Source organism: Pseudomonas sp. R5-89-07, assembly GCF_003851685.1.
Classification (GTDB): Bacteria; Pseudomonadota; Gammaproteobacteria; order Pseudomonadales; family Pseudomonadaceae; genus Aquipseudomonas.
Map to the genome: position 1 here is coordinate 3,001,615 of NZ_CP027727.1, position 13,631 is coordinate 3,015,245.

Here is a 13,631-nt window from a genome sequence, read left to right on the forward strand (position 1 = left end):
TGCGATCACTCTCTCGAAGGATTAGGCAGGAATGCCTTCACGCTTGACAGACGGCACCGGAATACCCAGGGCGCGCAGTTGTTGAAACACGTTCATGAATTCACGATTGCGCTTTACTTTGCCGTCTTCCAGCTCGAAGGAGTGCAGGAAGTGGTTCTCGTAATAACCTTCGGGGTAACCCGGAAAGAGAATCTTGCCGTGGCCATCGCACTCGACCCACATATGGTTGGGGTCATCGGTTTCAAATACCTTGACGTTGTACCATTCCCAATCCGGAAAGCACTTGAGAGACCAAACAGCATGTTCGGCCAATTTGGCTTTGCCACTGATTACAATGGGGGCACCGGTGTCGGTGGTCCACAACCCGCCTGAACCGTCTTCGGTGAATAGTTCATGACGACGCAGGCGGTCCTGGCCTTTGGTACGCATGTATTGTTCGACCGTGGCGCGGTTCTTGCGACGTAGTTCAGTAGCAGGCGTGGTGAGTTGTTGGGCGGCGTTAGTAGGCATGCTCAATCTCCAATGAATAAAGGGTTTATGAGGCGGGGATACCTTCACGCTTGATGCGTGGAACCGGAATGCCCAAGGCGCGAAGTTGTTCGAAGGGGTTCATGAATTCACGGTTCTGCGTGATCTTGCCGTTATCCAGTTCGAAGGAATGGATGTAATGGTTTTCGCAATAACCCTCCGGGTAACCGGGAACCCGGGCTTTACCGCGGCCATCACTTTCCACCCAGAAATGGTTGGGATTGTCGGTTTCAAACACCCGGACGTTGTGCCATTGCCAGTCTGGAAAGCATTTTTCCAGCCACACGCCGAGGGCTGCGAGTTTTGCGTGGCCTTTAAATACAACGGGTTCACCGGTTTCGGTGTTCCAGGAGCCGCCACTGCCGTCTTGCGTGAACAGCTCATGCCGCCGCAGGCGATCTTTGCCATTGGTGCGCATGTACTGTTCAACAGTGGCCCGGTTTTTTCGGCGAAGTTCAAGCTGGTCATTAAAGCCGACAGGGGAATGCGAAGCGGGCATGGGCAGTGTTCTCCTTAACTGGATTGGACTTTTTAAAAATCAAGTAAATATTTAGTTAATTGCACGGGGCGGAAGTTAAACTTGTTTAACTATTTACCTGCTTGACGGTTCTGAGCGGTGTTGTTTATACACCCGCATTTCTTGGACTTGGAACTACCAGATCTTGTAGTGGCTCGAAGAGGAGTGGAGGAGGGCTGCGATTCGTCGGATGAGTTATTGCATTGTCATGAATGCACTGGTTCATTCGTCGCTTCGGAAACAGTGGCCTATGGCTAGTTAGTTGAGTTAGACATAAAAAATCTTGCGCTAGTGCGAAGCAATCTATGACAGTTGAGTTTTGTGTGTTGACAGGCGTTCAGGTTGGTTTAGTCTCACGACTTCTTTGGAGCGTCATGGGTGTTCAAAATGGAATTAGGACAGCTGTTGGGATGGGATGCCTATTTTTACAGTATCTTTGCGCAAACCATGAACATGGAGGAATTCACGGTTGTCGCATTGAGAGCCTTGCGTGAACTGCGGTTTGATTTCTTTGCCTATGGCATGTGCAGCGTAACGCCGTTCATGCGGCCCAAGACCTATATGTACAGCAATTATCCCGAGCACTGGATACAGCGTTATCAAGCAGCCAATTACGCAATGATCGACCCCACGGTACAACACAGCAAAGTTTCCTCAGCGCCCATTTTGTGGAGCAATGAGTTGTTCCGGGGCTGCCCTGAATTGTGGTCTGAAGCCAACGATTCAAATCTATGCCACGGCCTGGCACAACCTTCATTCAACACCCAGGGCCGTGTCGGGATGTTGAGCCTGGCACGCAAGGACAAGGTCATCAGTCTTCAGGAGTTCGAAGCCTTGAAGCCGGTGACCAAGGCGTTTGCCGCTGCGGCCTTCGAGAAAATTTCCGAGTTGGAGAGTGACGTCCGTGCGTTCAACACAGACGTGGAGTTCAGCGAGCGCGAATGCGATGTGTTGCGCTGGACCGCCGACGGCAAGACCTCGGAGGAAATAGGCGTGATCATGGGCGTGTGCACCGACACCGTGAATTACCACCACCGCAACATCCAGCGCAAAATCGGCGCCAGCAACCGCGTGCAGGCCGTGTCTTACGCCGTCGCGCTGGGCTATATCTGAAATTCATCTACTGTGCCGAGTCGACCAGAAGGACGACTCGGCCGGTATCACGCCGTCTCTTCCATTGGCTCGGAGGTGAAGGCTGAAGGTATGCGGACGCCGCGGTGGTGTTCACGGTGAGCCGAGAGTTTGATAGCGAGGAGTTTTTCGTCCTGGTGCACGGTAACCGGGCCCAGGCGTTCGTAGTTGACCCCGTTGATCTTGTAATAGCGCTCCATCGTGCTGTTGACGATTCCAACGATGGTTTCGGCGCCCGCCAGGCTGGCGATCTTGAGGCTTTTCCAGAACAAAGGCATGGCCAACTGCGGTTCGCGGGTGGTGAAACGTGTCATTTCCCAGATGGTGGGATGCTTGGGTGGCGTCTCTGCGCAGGTATGGCTGAAGACGCCTTCCAGCAGGTTGGGGAATAGGGTCGGTATCAGACGCGCGCAGCCTACGATGGCACGGTGCTCGTTGAAGGCCAGGAGGTAACGGGCGTGCTCGGTGTCGTACTGATCCCATTCACAACCGGCCTGGTGCGGCTGGATAGGCAATCGCCATCCGAGTTTCTCGACGAATTGCTCGTGCCGAAAGCGACCGAGCATGAGCTTAAGCTCGTCGCTCATTGCGCTGAGTGTGTGCTCTTCCATGTGCATGGCAAAGTGTTCCTTGGGGATGGGCAAGTGCGGATTTTTATAGAGGACTTGTACGGGCTTAGCGACTACAAGATCTTGTAGTTCGCTCTATGCTGGAGGGTATCGCCTGGCCGCCGCATCCGGTATTTTCCAGGGACGCGCGCAGCGTCTGAGTCATAAATGAGATTTATCTGAAGTGGAACGCCGTCTCAGGCAGAGTAGAACCAAAGACGGTGGACAGATGCGTTCCAAGTCAGGTGTTTGAGGGAGGAACGATGTTGAATTTTGAAGAGCGCCCCAGGGACGCGCACGAGCCCAGCGAGTACGAAAGCCTGGTCGCGATGGGAACTCGCACACTCGATGCCATTCCCGGCGCTATCTACCTGTGCGACCGCGACGGGTGGCTCGTCAGGTTCAACAGCGAAGCAGTCGAGTTGTGGGGACGAACACCCGCGCTGGGGGAGGGCGGAGAGCGTTTTTGCGGTTCGTATCGGCTTTATTCAATAGAAGGCACGCCGTTGGCCGTTGACGAATGTCCGATGGCCTCCACCCTCAACGCGGGCCTGTGTGCGCGTAACCAGGAAGTGCTGATTGAGCGCCCGGACGGATCGCGGTTCGTGGCGCTCATGAGTATCCGCACGCTTAGAGACCGGCATGGCCACATCCAGGGCGCGATCAATTGCTTTCAGGATATCTCGGCGCACCACGCTATCGCCGAGGAACTGCGGCGCAAAAGCTCCGATCTTGAAGATTTTTTCGAAAACAGCGCCGTGGGCCTTCATATTGTCAGCGGCGAAGGCATCATCCTGCGAGCCAACAAAGCGGAGTTGTCGCTGCTGGGTTACTCTGCCGACGAATACGTTGGCCGTCATATCAGCGAATTTCATATGGATGAGCCCGTCATCGGCGACATCCTCAACAAGCTTGGAAGCGGTGATTGCCTGAACAGCTACCCGGCGCGCCTGAGAACCAAAAACGGCACGATCAAACATGTCGCAATTACCTCCAATGGGCGATTTGAAAACGGGAAATTCTTCAACACTCGTTGCTTCACTATTGACGTAACCCGCGTGCATGACGCCGAAACCGAGCGCCAGGAGAGCGATGATCGGCTGGCGGCGACTTACGAGGCAGCGACGATCGGCATTGCCGAGGCAGGAGAGGACGGTCGCCTGCTGCGGGTGAACGACGCCCTTTGCACCATGCTCGGTCGGTCTCGCGAGCAACTGCTGGCGATGACCTTTCTGGACTATACCCATCCAGACAGTATTGAGCAGGATGCGGCGTTGTACGCTCGGCAGGTGGCCGGCGAACTGGAGAACTACATGTTGCGCAAGCGGGCCGTAAAGCCTGATGGCCAGCCGCTTTATCTGGATGTTTCCAGCTCGTCGGTAAGGGCTGCCGATGGCAGGTTCCGCTATGGTGTGCGGGTCATCCAGGACGTCACGCTGGCCCGAGAGATGGAAAACCGCGTGCGGGAAAGCGAGCGACACATGCGCAATCTCCTGCAGGCGCTGCCGGCGGCCGTCTACACCACCGACGCCGAAGGGCGCATCACGTTCTATAACGACGCGGCGGTCGAGTTGTCGGGGCGAACGCCGCAACTGGGCGATCTGTGGTGTGTCACCTGGAAATTATTCAACACCGATGGCACTTATCTGCCTCACGACCAATGCCCGATGGCCGTGGCGCTCAGGGAAAATCGGCCCATACGGGGCGTCGAGGCCATTGCGGAGCGCCCGGATGGCACCCGCGTATCCTTTGCGCCGTATCCGACCCCTCTGCACGATGCCGATGGAAACCTGATCGGTGCGATCAACATGCTCGTGGACATTACTGAGCGAAAGCAGGCAGAAGACCGACAGAAAAACCTGATCGATGAACTCAATCACAGGGTCAAGAACACCCTGGCGACGGTACAGTCCCTCGCGGCACAAACAGCGCGAAGCGCGCAGGATGCCAACGAAGGATATGTGCGGTTCGAAGCCAGGCTGCTCGCCTTGTCACGTGCCCACGACCTGCTGACCAAACGGCATTGGGGCCACACTCCGCTGAGCGTACTGGCCCATGAAGTATTAATGCCGGTGTTTGGCGATGAACCTGGCCGCATCGTGATCGCCGGTGATGCCATCGATGTTGACACCCGCATCGCCCTGAGCCTCACCATGACCCTCAATGAGCTGGCCATCAACGCCCTTAAATACGGTTCGATGTCTGTCGAGACCGGGACACTTTGCCTGAACTGGTGCGTTCAACCCCAACCGGACGGAGCGCTACTCACCCTGGACTGGCGCGAGGAGGGCGGCCCCCCGGTTTTTACGCCGCAGCGCAAAGGCTTGGGTTCGCGTTTGATGCAGCGCTGCATCGAGCGTGATTTAGTCGGTTTTTTTGAGCTTGCCTTCGCTCATGAGGGCGTTCACTGCCGCTTCTCGTTTATGGTCAATGAGAACACACCATGACCTCGTTTCCAGGCATCCGGGTGCTCCTGGTTGAAGATGAAGGCGCCATCGCGATGTTGATCGAGGAAATGCTCGAGGACCTCGGATGCACGGTAGTCGCCTCCGTGGCCCAGCTTGCGAAGGCACTCGACGTGGCACATGTGCTCGACGCAGACCTGGCGATTCTGGACGTGAACCTGGCCGGAGAACGCGTCTTCCCGGTTGCCAGCGTTCTGCGCGCGCGCAACATTCCGTTTTTATTCAGCACGGGGTACGGCGTCAGCGGCCTGCCGAAGGAGTTTGCTGACTGCCCGGTCTTGCATAAGCCCTTTGCGCAAAGCGATCTTACGTTGAAGATCGCACAGACATTGGGGTGACAGTCAGGCTGGGGCGGACGAGCATAGCGGTTCTAGAACAACTTAAGGTATCAAGCGCATGTCGCGTAGTTTGTCGAACACATCAAAAAATGCTTGATCGCTCGCCTGGTAGGCAGTGAAGCCCATTGCACGGCTTTTTGACATATCAGTGACAACTTCGATGGGTCGGCCGAGGTCGGCATCGGTGTGCCACGGGGACACCAGGCGATCTATATTGGGTTCTTTCAGGCCGTGATCGGCAGCCATTTGCGACCATACGACTTGGTCGTTACTCATCTGCTCTTCAAGGGGGGAGAGCGTCGCGGGATAATCGGCAGCAGGCAAGTCGAAATATTCGGCAATTTGGCTCCACATCCATTTCCAACGAAATACATCGCCATTCGTCACATTGAATGCCTGATTGGCCGCAGCCGGCGTGGTTGCCGCCCACAGTTGTTGTTTCGCCAACTGCCGTGCGTCCGTCATATCGGTGAGGCTTTCCCACTGCACCCTTGATCCAGGAAACACAAAGGGCCGATTGGTGTGTTTGCAAATCGAGGCATAGACGGCGAGGGTGGTTGCCATATTCATCGCGTTGCCGACCGCAACCCCGGTGACGGTATGCGGGCGATGAACGCTCCACGTGAAGCCGTCCTTTTCAGCGGCGGCGAATAGTTCGTCTTCTTGGGCGTAGTAGAAATTTTCAATATCCAGACGACCTTGTTCTTCGCGAAACGGTGTTTGCGGAAGACTGCCCTTGCCATACGCTTCGAACGGGCCGAGATAATGTTTCAGGCCTGTCACCAGCGCTACGTGCTCAACACTCTTGGCCGGGCGAACGGCGGTGAGCACGTTGCGTACCATGGCGGCATTCACGCGAATGTTCTCGGCCTCCGTGGCTTGTCGTGACCACGTAGTAATGAATACATGAGTGGGTTTCAAATCCGCCAGCGCATGTTCCAGCGAAGCCGGATCCTGAAGGTCTGCCGCGACAGGGATAACGCCTTGTACTTGCGAAGGGTGCCGCGACAGCGCGGCGACCTGCCAGTTGTTGTCGATCAGTAACTGAGTGATGGCGCTGCCGACGATGCCGCTGGCGCCTACGACTAAAGCTGTTTGGCTCATAGGTTTCTCCTGGATTCAAACTTGGGAGTTCACCTGAGCGAAGGAGGTTCAACCTAAAGTGGAAGGCAGGCTGCTGATTGGGCAAATACGTAATTTAACATAATATACATTATGCGAATACATGGATTGCCCGACGAGCACTCGACACTCCGTGAGTTCGCTGCTGCTGACCCTGCAGGAACTCAACTGTGGATATAAGCCACTACGACCACTGCAAAACTCATCCAGGCAGGAGGAAAATACAATGCTGACTTCGAGTCATTCGCTACCCACCTTGCAGGCTGCTAGTCGAGCTCTTGGACTGTCTGAGAATGACAATCCACCCGAGAAGAAATCCAACTTACCCAACGCCAGTGTTTTTGCGTACAACACGCGGTCAGCGACGCTCGCCATGGACAATTCTGCGAAAAACAGAATAAACGAGACGCCCATCGCCATCGAGCGTAATCCTCGCTGGGTAAACCCTGAAACGAGGTCTGCGTGTAAATACTCGCCGGTTAAAGTCGGAGATTTACCGCATGACGACGCGATAAATAGCCCCCGGAAAGCGTCGATTAACAGCATGCGAGCGGTGCTTGATAACCGGATCGACACCTGCAGAGAGCTCTCCATGGATCGCGGAACATCCCGCGGCGGTAGTTGGTTTTCATTCCTCAGAGGCGCCTTGCGTCATGAGCCACATCTGAATAAAGAAACGGTTCCGGCCGTTGTCATCAGCGGCGGGAAGTGCCAGCAGACTCGCTGCGGATCTCAGCACGGATTACAGCCTGGCGTGGCATCCGAAGAATATGACTAATAAGCAACGCACTCAGGCAGAGCCCGTCTACCTTCTTGTTCACCGGTTGGATTACCCAACCTATGCGACAACAATGAAAGAGGTACTTGAACGGTATCCAAATCTGCACCTTGTCGGCTGGGATGGCGCAAAGCTCACCGGGTTTGGCGCTGCCCGAGCATCGGCCATCGCCTTTGTCGACACACTCCCGTATCGCCCTGAACGCGTGATGATGATCGATCAAGATGTTGTGAAGACCGAACAGACCCGGCACACCCATCCAACCGTGCGCACCACAGTGGAGAATCTGCACCGGACTACACATCAGCCGATCGTGGGTTACGGCATAGGCTATCCAGAGCGACAGCGCCCACCTGCCCCTTTTGGCAATACCCCGCCGCCCCAATCGTCGGATTTGGACGGGCCGGCGGAGCAGTATGTATCTATTACCGCTCCGTTCCGTAAGAAACTGGAAGACGGCATTTACCCGCCTTACATGGTCGCAGGCGGCGAAGACATGTTAATGAGCAAGGAACTGGGCTTGAGTAAAAACAACCGTAATACAGTGCTGCCGCAGGAGAGAATCATAAAGAAGGAACTGAAAGGACCGACAGACACGCCGAACGTTTACTGGAATGAAGGTCGTACCCAGACGCTTGAAGCACTCTTCGAATCGGAAAAAAACACGCGGGTGGCGTTCGAAGGTCAAGCGATGACCTTGGATGAGCTGATGCATAGGTTCAAGGATAACGGCTGGATTGCTGCACACCCAAGCGTTGAATCCTATAATGTTTCGGCCTGCATTATTGAACGTATTATTTTGCGCCTGAACAACGAGTTACTCAAAGAAGCGCAGCAAAGCAGCTATGCATAATCCCCTGCAGGCGTTAATGTCTAATAATATATAGCTCAACTAAATGACTATTTAGTTGAGCTATATCAGCGCATTACATCTTAAATCGATCCACCGACTGCGACAGTTTCCCCGCCAGGCTCGACAGCTCATCCGTCGTCGACGCCGTGCCCGCAATCACGCGGCTATTGCTTTCCGACATTCCCGCAATCATCTCCACCTGATGGGCGATCTCGTTGCTGGCCAGGCTCTGTTCGCTGATGGTGCGGGAAATATCGTTTACCAGTTCCGTGGTGTTGAGCGTGGCCTGGAGGATCTCGCGAATCGCGCGTTCCACGTCGGCGGTCACGGCCATGCCCTTATCCACTTGAGCAACGCCCTCCTCCATGCTGGTCACCGCTTCGCGGGTGTTCTGCTGAATACGCCCGACCATGCTGGCGATTTCCTGGGTCGAGGCGCTAGTGCGTCCGGCCAGGCTGCGTACTTCATCGGCCACCACGGCAAAGCCACGGCCCTGCTCGCCGGCGCGGGCGGCTTCAATGGCGGCGTTCAGGGCCAGCAGGTTGGTTTGGTCAGCGATGCCCTTGATCACCTGGATGATGCTGTAGATGGCCTCGGATTCTTTGTCCAGCGTGCGAATCACCTGGGCCGATTGCTGTGCCGAGCGTGCGATGCCGTCCATGTCGCTGACCACTTGATGAATGATCCGGCCGCCGTCCTTGGCCAGGGTTTGCGCCTGGTTGGCCATGTCCAGCGCGTGCCCGGCATGGCGGGTGATTTCTTCGATGCTGGCGGTCATTTCACTCGCGGCGGCGGCCATGGTACTGGCGGCCGCGCTTTGCTGCTGGCTGCTGCCCGCCACTTCATGGCAGCCCTGGCTCAGTCGCTCGCTCATGCCATTGACGCCATGGGCATTGCTGCGCACCACTTCGATCATGCTGCGCAAATCACGCTGCATCGTGGCCAGGCTGCGAATCAGCGTGCTGGCTTCGTCCTGGTTCTTGGGCTCGACAATCGGTTGGCTCAAGTTGCCATGGGCGATGCTATCGGCAATGCGGCTGGCGGTTTGCAACGGCCCCATGATGCTCAGGATTACCCAGCGGCCTTGTGCCAACAACAGTAAAAGGCTGGCGATCAAGACCCCGGCGAGGACCCAGTTGGCGTTGCTGATGGCTTGTCGTGTACCGGCGCTGGTGCCCAGGGTATGGCTTTCGATCAGTTCACTCAGCGCGGCCATTTGATCTTCAAGCTGGCTGAATGCAGCGTTGAAGGTTTCGATCTCTACGCGCGCGGCCTCGGGATTGGTCAGGGCCAATGCAACGATGCGCTCGCCGGCGCTGATGTAGGTGTCGAGGCTGGGTTTGATTTTTTCCAGGCTGGCCTTGGTCGTGTCATCCAACGGCTGCTTGAAATTATCCGCCAGCATCTGACGGAAATGCTCGGCATGCTCCTTGAGCGACGCGTTGACCTCGGCAGGTGTATTCGTGCTTTTGCCCAGCCCCACTAACATGGCGGACAACACATCGGCACGCAGGGCGTCGTGCATCATGTCGGCTTCCATATGATTGCGCAGCACAGTCATGCTGACTTCGTTGTCTTGCACCGCCGCGCCCATGCGGGTGTTTCCCAGGTAGCCTGCCAGGCTCATGATCAAGGCGGTTGCCAGCCCGGTCGCAATCAACAGCATCAAGCGTAATTTGATCGTCATCTGGTATCCCCACACCTGGACCTCCGGTTGGGAAGCCAACCGTTCGAGCGTCATTAGTACCGTTATCGGCACCGGTATCCGTTAGTGAAGCCTAAGTTTGCGGATCTGCGCGAATCCCTTAAGCTGGGCGTCTTTTGCCCTGCCCTGCCCGGACCTGCCCATGCCTCGAAGCGTCGCCCACCTCGCCCTGCTGTTGGGCTTGATCACCGCCGTCGGCCCGTTTGCCATCGACAGCTATTTGCCGGCGTTGCCAACCCTGGGCGCCAGCCTTCACGCTTCGCCGGCTGCCGTGCAGATGAGCTTGACGGTGTTCTTCATGATCATTGGGGTGTGCCAGCTGTTTTACGGCCCGATCAGTGATGTGTTTGGCCGAAAAATGCCGATTTACGTCGGCTTGGTGATTTTTACCGTCGGTAGCATTGGCTGTGCACTGGCGCCGACCATCGAAGTGTTGATCGGCTTTCGCGCGGTGCAGGCATTTGGTGCATGCGCGGGCATGGTGATTCCACGGGCGATTGTCCGCGACCTGTACACCGGCCACGAGGCAGCGCGCCTGATGGCCTTGTTGATGCTGGTGATGAGCGTTTCGCCAATCCTTGCGCCATTGGCCGGTAGCCTGGTGATTTCGATCTGGAGCTGGCGCGAGGTGTTTGCGCTATTGGCCGTGGTGGCGCTGCTGTGCCTGGTGATGACGGTCGTGCAACTGCCGGAAACCCATCCGGTGGAACGTCGGTTGGGCAAGACCCTGGGCAACGCATTCGGCAGTTACGGCGCCCTGCTCCGCGATCCGGTGTTCAGCGGGTTGTCGGTGGTCTGCGGGTTTGGCCTGGCCACGTTCTTCGTGTTTATCGGCAGCGCGCCCTTTGTGTACATCGAATACTTCGGCCTGACCCCCACGCAATTCAGCCTGTGCTTTGCAGTGAATGCGGCGTCGTTTTTTGCCATGAGCCAACTGACGGCACGCCTGAGCGCCCGCTTTGGCCTGGCGCCGCTGATTCGCTGGTCGGTAATGGCCGTGGCGGCTGTGATGGCGTTGCTGGCAGCCACGACGCTGTGGGGTATTAACCTGGCCTTGATGATGACGCTGCTGTTCATCGGTTTCGGTTTTCTTGGCCTGTTGTTACCGGCCGCCGGGGTGTTGTCGCTGGAAGATCATGGCGCCGTGGCAGGTTCGGCGTCTGCCCTGCTTGGCGCGATTCAGATGGTTACCGCTGCAGTGTCGATGACGTTGGTAGGGCTGTTCGCCGACCATACGCCTGCGCCGATGTTGGTAGGCATCGCGCTGTGCGCGGCTGCCGCCATGCTCATAGTGGTGTGGACGCTGCGCCGGTTGCCGCCACACCTGGCAAGCGCTTGATGCCTACAGATCAAACCGATCCACCGCCCGCCGCCGCTCGTTGTCATCGCGCACGTCATAGCTGGCGGTGGTCTGGATATTGGTGTGGTGGGCCAACTTCTGCGCAATCGACAGGTCATGCTCCTCAATCACCCGCGTGATGAAGGAACGGCGGAAGTCATGGGGCATGATCTTCACGCCCACTTGGTCGCCGCGCTGGCGCGCGATGTAATAAATCGCGTGCTTGGTGATGCGTTCACGGGTGATATGACTACCGCGACGAATGCGGTTGAACAGGAACGGGTCGTCCTGCTCGCCTTCCTTGAGCTGCCCGCGACGAAATTCCAGCCAAGCCTGCAGCTTGGCGAAAGCCCAGCCCGGCGCGTACTTGACCAGTTCCTTATTGCCCTTGCCGATCACGCGCAAACTGCGTTGCTCGAAGTCGACCTGCGCCAGGTCAAGGTTGACCGACTCCGACTTGCGCATGCCAGAGCCGTACAGGATGCCGATCACAGCGGCATCGCGCAGGCCCTGGGGGCGTGGGTCGGCGGCGCAGACTTCCATCATTTCGCGGATCAACGTACGGCGCAGGTTGCGCCCCTGCCCCAGGCGCGTACCGGATGCGGCCTTGACCGAACGCATCTTCAGCAGGTGCTCCTGGCTGATCAAGCTCATGCGCCACGCTTCATTCATCACGCCGCGCACGGCATTCACATACAGCGATGAGGTGTTCGGCGCATAACCGTCCTCGCGCAACGCGGCGACCAGGGCGATCACCTGTTCGGGTTGCAGCAGGTGCCAGTCGATGTCTTCGAGGTTGACGTCTTCAAAGCCCAGACGGTCGGCCGCGTCTTGCAGCACATAACGCATGGTCAGTTGGCTGGAGGGCGCCAGGCGGGTGAGGTAGAGGGTCAGCGGGTTGCGGATGGACTCAGTCAAGGGAGATCAGCCTTTGGATTAAATACCACGAGCAATCTATTGATTAATCGCGATATTTATTGAATTGGCGAGCGTCGAGTCTAGCAAAGTCTCGGCGCTGCCATCAAATCACGGCGCCACGTCATCCTCTTCCGTGGGCTGCTGGGGCTGGGTCTGGGATTGGCTCCAATCAGCATCCTGTTTACGCATCAGTGCAAACCAGTGCTGGCGCATGAAGGTCAGGTAGCTGTCCGGTGCCTTGGCAAAATCCTTCTCGTCGCTGTAGCAGCCTGGCAGCGGCAGCTCCGTGCCCTGCTCCTTGTACTGGCTGACCAGCGCCTGCTGCGCGGCCACACTGCAATCTGTGGGCAACGGCATGCCCCGCAGGGCACCGGCATCCTCGTCCCACCAGGCTGCGCCGTAACGGTCGACGCCGCGCAGGCGATACTTCTCGGACTTGCCGACATGCATGATCAGCTTGAATTCATTTGGGCTGACATCGCTGGTACAGGTGCGCGAGTAGCCCACCGTCGCCTGGGTATTGCCATCGCGCAGAAGGTCAGTGACCTTGGTGGCCGCCGTGTCGAAGTGCAGCCCGGCGTCGAATTCGCAGTGCCGCACGTCGTCGTAGAGCATCCACACGCGCTTGGGATGCTCACCTGCCAGCAAATACTGGGCTGCGTAGACAAAGGCCGACTGGGTGCCATCGTCGTCGCGCTCGCTGACCTGTTCGGCCAGCACCAGCAGGTTCTTGCCTTGGCGGTCGTCCCAGGTATAGGCGGCGATCTGCTTGCCACGTACTTCGACGCCATCGGGTACCTGATCAATGCTGGCCAGGGCCACGCCCTCGTCGGCTCGCACCGTTGCCACACACGCAACGCAGACCAACAATCCCATCAACACCGGCCGCAACTGGCCGCGTAAAAGCTGCACGCTATTCATCCGAGTACCCTGGCAAGAGATGGCTTACTTTACCGGCACTTGAAGGGCAATGCAGAGAAGATTGTTGAATAGATGCAGCGCAGCCATCGCCTGCCTTGTTCAACTAGCCCGAACACCTCGCGGCCTGCTCCTATCTCGCTGAAAATCACCGTGTTTAACACCTTGGCCACCTAGCTGAACCCTAGCTGTCTGCCTGTCAAATAAACGAGTTTTTCATCCGCCTTTCATATTCGTTGAACATTTTTGCGCTTAACCTTGTACCCAACACTTCAGAGCAATCCTTGGTTTATCGACTAACCTGTTGATTACATTTCATCTTTAGCGCTGCTTTGTAATGTGCGGGCAGTGGTTTTGCCCAATAATCGCTGCTGTTTTCGCGCTCCAAGTTGCTCCAGCCCGAGGTCATGA

13 protein-coding genes and 1 pseudogene are annotated in these 13,631 nt (G+C 57.0%); 6 read left to right on the forward strand and 8 right to left on the reverse strand.

Features of this window, described 5'->3' with window-relative positions:
- Nucleotides 1-21: 21 nt before the first annotated feature.
- Complete coding sequence (locus tag C4J94_RS13595; protein WP_124386637.1) at nucleotides 22-510, reverse strand: PhzA/PhzB family protein; 489 nt, start codon at nucleotides 508-510, stop codon at nucleotides 22-24.
- A gap of 25 nt (nucleotides 511-535) precedes the next feature.
- A complete protein-coding gene (locus C4J94_RS13600; protein WP_124386638.1) occupies nucleotides 536-1,027 on the reverse strand; it encodes a PhzA/PhzB family protein in 492 nt (163 codons plus the stop codon).
- A gap of 405 nt (nucleotides 1,028-1,432) precedes the next feature.
- On the opposite strand from C4J94_RS13600, the gene C4J94_RS13605 reads away from it, so the two are divergent.
- Entirely contained in the window at nucleotides 1,433-2,158 is a 726-nt protein-coding gene (locus C4J94_RS13605; RefSeq protein ID WP_124386639.1) for an autoinducer binding domain-containing protein, read from the forward strand.
- Nucleotides 2,159-2,205: 47 nt separating this feature from the next.
- Here C4J94_RS13605 and C4J94_RS13610 read toward each other — a convergent pair whose 3' ends face one another.
- Nucleotides 2,206-2,793 carry an acyl-homoserine-lactone synthase gene (locus C4J94_RS13610; protein WP_124386640.1) on the reverse strand — a complete coding sequence of 196 codons (588 nt, stop codon included), beginning with the start codon at nucleotides 2,791-2,793 and terminating at the stop codon, nucleotides 2,206-2,208.
- Between the two features lie 254 nt (nucleotides 2,794-3,047).
- On the opposite strand from C4J94_RS13610, the gene C4J94_RS13615 reads away from it, so the two are divergent.
- Nucleotides 3,048-5,231, forward strand: a complete 2,184-nt coding sequence (locus tag C4J94_RS13615) for a PAS domain S-box protein (protein ID WP_124386641.1) — start codon at nucleotides 3,048-3,050, stop codon at nucleotides 5,229-5,231.
- Entirely contained in the window at nucleotides 5,228-5,587 is a 360-nt protein-coding gene (locus C4J94_RS13620; protein ID WP_124386642.1) for a response regulator, read from the forward strand. The genes C4J94_RS13615 and C4J94_RS13620 overlap by 4 nt, the downstream gene beginning before the upstream one ends.
- Nucleotides 5,588-5,629: 42 nt before the next feature.
- Here the strand turns inward: C4J94_RS13620 and C4J94_RS13625 are convergent, their stop codons facing one another.
- The gene (locus tag C4J94_RS13625; RefSeq protein ID WP_124386643.1) at nucleotides 5,630-6,691 is read right to left on the reverse strand and encodes an SDR family oxidoreductase; all 1,062 of its coding nucleotides are present in this window, start codon (nucleotides 6,689-6,691) and stop codon (nucleotides 5,630-5,632) included.
- A gap of 151 nt (nucleotides 6,692-6,842) precedes the next feature.
- Between C4J94_RS13625 and C4J94_RS13630 the strand changes: the two genes are divergently transcribed.
- The gene (locus C4J94_RS13630; RefSeq protein ID WP_124386644.1) at nucleotides 6,843-7,487 is read left to right on the forward strand and encodes a hypothetical protein; all 645 of its coding nucleotides are present in this window, start codon (nucleotides 6,843-6,845) and stop codon (nucleotides 7,485-7,487) included.
- Complete coding sequence (locus tag C4J94_RS13635; protein WP_124386645.1) at nucleotides 7,480-8,340, forward strand: hypothetical protein; 861 nt, start codon at nucleotides 7,480-7,482, stop codon at nucleotides 8,338-8,340. Before C4J94_RS13630 ends, C4J94_RS13635 begins: the two co-directional genes overlap by 8 nt.
- Before the next feature lie 73 nt (nucleotides 8,341-8,413).
- Here C4J94_RS13635 and C4J94_RS28150 read toward each other — a convergent pair whose 3' ends face one another.
- A complete protein-coding gene (locus C4J94_RS28150; RefSeq protein ID WP_372240898.1) occupies nucleotides 8,414-9,277 on the reverse strand; it encodes a methyl-accepting chemotaxis protein in 864 nt (287 codons plus the stop codon).
- Nucleotides 9,272-10,081 (reverse strand): annotated as a pseudogene (locus C4J94_RS28155) (MCP four helix bundle domain-containing protein); the annotation flags it as partial. The pseudogene C4J94_RS28155 and the gene C4J94_RS28150, both read right to left, overlap by 6 nt.
- A 106-nt stretch (nucleotides 10,082-10,187) precedes the next feature.
- Between C4J94_RS28155 and C4J94_RS13645 the strand changes: the two are divergent.
- Complete coding sequence (locus tag C4J94_RS13645; RefSeq protein ID WP_124386647.1) at nucleotides 10,188-11,384, forward strand: multidrug effflux MFS transporter; 1,197 nt, start codon at nucleotides 10,188-10,190, stop codon at nucleotides 11,382-11,384.
- A 3-nt stretch (nucleotides 11,385-11,387) separates the two neighbouring features.
- Here the strand turns inward: C4J94_RS13645 and xerC are convergent, their stop codons facing one another.
- Both xerC and C4J94_RS13655 read right to left on the reverse strand, forming a co-directional pair.
- On the reverse strand, nucleotides 11,388-12,302 hold the full coding sequence (gene xerC / locus C4J94_RS13650) for a tyrosine recombinase XerC (RefSeq protein ID WP_124386648.1): 915 nt from the start codon (nucleotides 12,300-12,302) through the stop codon (nucleotides 11,388-11,390).
- Nucleotides 12,303-12,410: 108 nt separating this feature from the next.
- The gene (locus tag C4J94_RS13655; RefSeq protein ID WP_124386649.1) at nucleotides 12,411-13,223 is read right to left on the reverse strand and encodes a M949_RS01915 family surface polysaccharide biosynthesis protein; all 813 of its coding nucleotides are present in this window, start codon (nucleotides 13,221-13,223) and stop codon (nucleotides 12,411-12,413) included.
- Nucleotides 13,224-13,631 lie beyond the last annotated feature (408 nt).

Coding starts and splice junctions, on each gene's coding strand:
- C4J94_RS13600 (WP_124386638.1), bottom strand. CDS start 1,027: ATGCCCGCTTCGCATTCCCCTGTCGGCTTTAATGACCAGCTTGAACTT.
- C4J94_RS13645 (WP_124386647.1), top strand. CDS start 10,188: ATGCCTCGAAGCGTCGCCCACCTCGCCCTGCTGTTGGGCTTGATCACC.
- C4J94_RS13615 (WP_124386641.1), top strand. CDS start 3,048: ATGTTGAATTTTGAAGAGCGCCCCAGGGACGCGCACGAGCCCAGCGAG.
- C4J94_RS13620 (WP_124386642.1), top strand. CDS start 5,228: ATGACCTCGTTTCCAGGCATCCGGGTGCTCCTGGTTGAAGATGAAGGC.
- C4J94_RS13610 (WP_124386640.1), bottom strand. CDS start 2,793: ATGCACATGGAAGAGCACACACTCAGCGCAATGAGCGACGAGCTTAAG.
- C4J94_RS13605 (WP_124386639.1), top strand. CDS start 1,433: ATGGAATTAGGACAGCTGTTGGGATGGGATGCCTATTTTTACAGTATC.
- C4J94_RS13625 (WP_124386643.1), bottom strand. CDS start 6,691: ATGAGCCAAACAGCTTTAGTCGTAGGCGCCAGCGGCATCGTCGGCAGC.
- C4J94_RS13595 (WP_124386637.1), bottom strand. CDS start 510: ATGCCTACTAACGCCGCCCAACAACTCACCACGCCTGCTACTGAACTA.
- C4J94_RS13635 (WP_124386645.1), top strand. CDS start 7,480: ATGACTAATAAGCAACGCACTCAGGCAGAGCCCGTCTACCTTCTTGTT.
- C4J94_RS13655 (WP_124386649.1), bottom strand. CDS start 13,223: ATGAATAGCGTGCAGCTTTTACGCGGCCAGTTGCGGCCGGTGTTGATG.
- C4J94_RS28150 (WP_372240898.1), bottom strand. CDS start 9,277: ATGCAGCGTGATTTGCGCAGCATGATCGAAGTGGTGCGCAGCAATGCC.